Origin of the sequence: Barnesiella sp. CU968, from assembly GCF_905219685.1 — a bacterium.
GTDB classification, from domain to species: Bacteria; Bacteroidota; Bacteroidia; order Bacteroidales; family Muribaculaceae; genus Lepagella; species Lepagella muris_A.
The window spans coordinates 1-2402 of record NZ_CAJMXD010000424.1 but is presented as its reverse complement, the minus strand read 5'-3'; the positions used below and the strand labels follow the sequence as shown (position 1 = coordinate 2402).

General features: G+C 41.2%; 2 protein-coding genes and 2 pseudogenes. 1 reads left to right on the top strand and 3 read right to left on the bottom strand.

All coding sequences use genetic code 11. The features are described 5' to 3' along the window. The 3 genes and pseudogenes from JX312_RS12335 to JX312_RS12330 form a co-directional block, all read right to left on the bottom strand. Nucleotides 1-282: pseudogene (locus JX312_RS12335) on the bottom strand (glycosyl hydrolase family 31); the annotation flags it as partial. 88 nt (nucleotides 283-370) lie between these two features. Continuing rightward, on the bottom strand, nucleotides 371-502 hold the full coding sequence (locus JX312_RS14245) for a hypothetical protein (RefSeq protein ID WP_255563925.1): 132 nt from the start codon (nucleotides 500-502) through the stop codon (nucleotides 371-373). Between the two features lie 51 nt (nucleotides 503-553). After that, a complete protein-coding gene (locus tag JX312_RS12330) occupies nucleotides 554-1264 on the bottom strand; it encodes a SusF/SusE family outer membrane protein (RefSeq protein ID WP_204458189.1) in 711 nt (236 codons plus the stop codon). Between the two features lie 457 nt (nucleotides 1265-1721). Here JX312_RS12330 and JX312_RS12325 point away from each other — a divergent pair. After that, nucleotides 1722-2402: pseudogene (locus JX312_RS12325) on the top strand (hypothetical protein); the annotation flags it as partial.

Here is a 2402-nt window from a genome sequence, read left to right as displayed (position 1 = left end):
CAATTTGTCTGTCTCTATATAAATAAATGTCGCATCTTCCGATTTGGAGTAATGAGGCACAGCGAGATTACGGTTTACTACCGTGAATGTGGCTCTGTCTTCAAAAAAGCCTTTGTCGCTGTATTCTATTCTTATCATTTCCGGAGTCAATACCGTAAACCTTGCCTTGCCGCTTGTAACCACGGCTTCGGGATTGGCTTGCGGATTATTCTCACCCCATAATGTCATAGTCCCTGAAAAGACAAATGACAAAACAGCAAATACAAGTGTTTTAATTCTCATGATATGTCAGTATGCAGAATCCATTCCGGGAAACGACAGGACTCTGTCGGAATCAACCGGTAATGTTTCCCGGAATGGATTTAAAATTTTATAATCTTACTTTAGTGAATCTGTTTCCGGTTTTCCTGATGAATATTCCGTTGGAGGGATTGGTCACAACCACACCCTGCAGGTTATAGTAAACAGGTGTTCCTTCGAATTCGGCTTCAATATCTGCCACTCCGCTGTTTCCGGCTTTAGTGATGGAAACCGTGTTATTGAGAAGATCTATCTAGATATTATATCTGCCATCTTTAGGAATCTGCCATTTTCTGTCTCCATTGCCGTCTGTGGTGATTTTATCATAATCTATATTGCCGTCACCGTCAAGACCTGCCCAGAACCAGGGTCCATCCCATGAACCGTTGTAACGGTTGGCATCTATTTTAAACTCACCCTTTTTCATTTCTTCGTTATAAGTGAATTTGAACGGGTCTTCCTCACCGCCCCAGACCATTGCCGGAGCATCGGTAATCTCCCAGCCGCCGCTGCCGGCATCGCCTACTATATAAAGAGCGTTGAAACGCACGGGATTATCCTGATAAGCTGCTTTTGTCACAGATACCGTCATGTCAGCCAGATTGCAAACCACCTTATAATTGGCACTCTCACGAACCTTGAATTTGTTATCCTGCCCGCCTTGAACGAGTTTTGACACATCATAAGCGTCGGCTGATTCATTGCGATATTCCAGATTCGGATTATCAAAATTCTTTCCCGACGTAAACTTGAATTCTTCATCAGCCTTGAGATAGCCCATATAAGTGAAGACATTCTCATTGTCGACATCCTGAACCATAAGAAGCCCGTATTTTATATTCCACGAATCAGGCGTGGCACTGCCTATTATTGTCAGATGATCTGCTGCCGAGACACCGAAAGCCGATGCCATCACTACAAAAGCCGTAGCTGCTGTTTTGGAAAAATTAAACATAAGTTTCATTTTTAGATTAGTTTAAAATGGTATAGGTAAGTATTGAAAATTAGCTTATATAGTAAATACAGTGCTTGTTTAAATTTTGAATCTTCCGGATGCTTTCTTGATTTCACATCAGTCACATAGCCCGCCATGCTCCTTCTTCAAAATCGCGAAATCATCTCAGGATCTCCTGTCAGATTCAATTGCGCACATGAAATCCCAGCCACAAAGATAGAGTGCGATATTCATTATTTAAACAGCCGAAACAGATTAGTAGTTAAAAAGTAGTTCCAAATATATTTTCAAAATACCAGCATATTGATAGTCAGTATTATATCTATCTCACCATTTCAATTTATAGTAGTAATGCAAACCACTCCGCGATGCATATAAAAAGACGACAGCGGGCATTGGATGCAAAAACAGCTACTCGGATACATCACAACATATCCTATTTGATATTTTTTTTGTAAATTTGTGTATGACCTTCGAAAAACTACTACCTTGGACTTTTAAGAAACGCCATCTGATTATCCGCTGGCTGTTTTCTTTCCTGCTTGTGACTATTGCCACAAGCTCCTCCGCCAATTCCAAAAATGACTCACTGATGGCGGAACTGCATAAAATCATTCTGAACAGAGATATCTATATTTCTCAGAAAGAAAATCGTCTGGACAGTCTGAGAAAGGTTCTTTATAATGCTTCAGACGATGAGGCAAGATTTCTCGCCATGGGAGACCTTCTTGACGAATTCAGACCATATAACACCGATTCGGCTTTCGCTTATTGCCGTCATAGGGAGATTCTGGCTTCGAGAACGGGTAACAAGGAATTCATGACTAACGCCAGACTGAACACGGCAAATGTTCTCGGCAGCATCGGAATGTATAAGGAAGCTCTGGAAATTGCGGATTCAATACCCTACAACACTGTGCCTGATTATCTCCGCTCATATTATTTTTATATCAAGAGAACAGTGGCTTCATATCTGATGGATTTCTCAATCAGAGAAGAGGACAAAATGAAATATCGCGGAATATTCGAAATGTGCCAGGACTCTTTGCTGAAGCTTAGCGAGCCGACATCTGTTTCTTATGTAGTGGACATGGCAGACAAATACAATCGAATTGAAAACAGCGGCAACGCATTGGCGATTCTTGAA

Excerpts from the sequence above, each read along its gene's own strand:
- JX312_RS12330 (WP_204458189.1), bottom strand. The coding sequence starts at position 1,264 with ATGAAACTTATGTTTAATTTTTCCAAAACAGCAGCTACGGCTTTTGTA.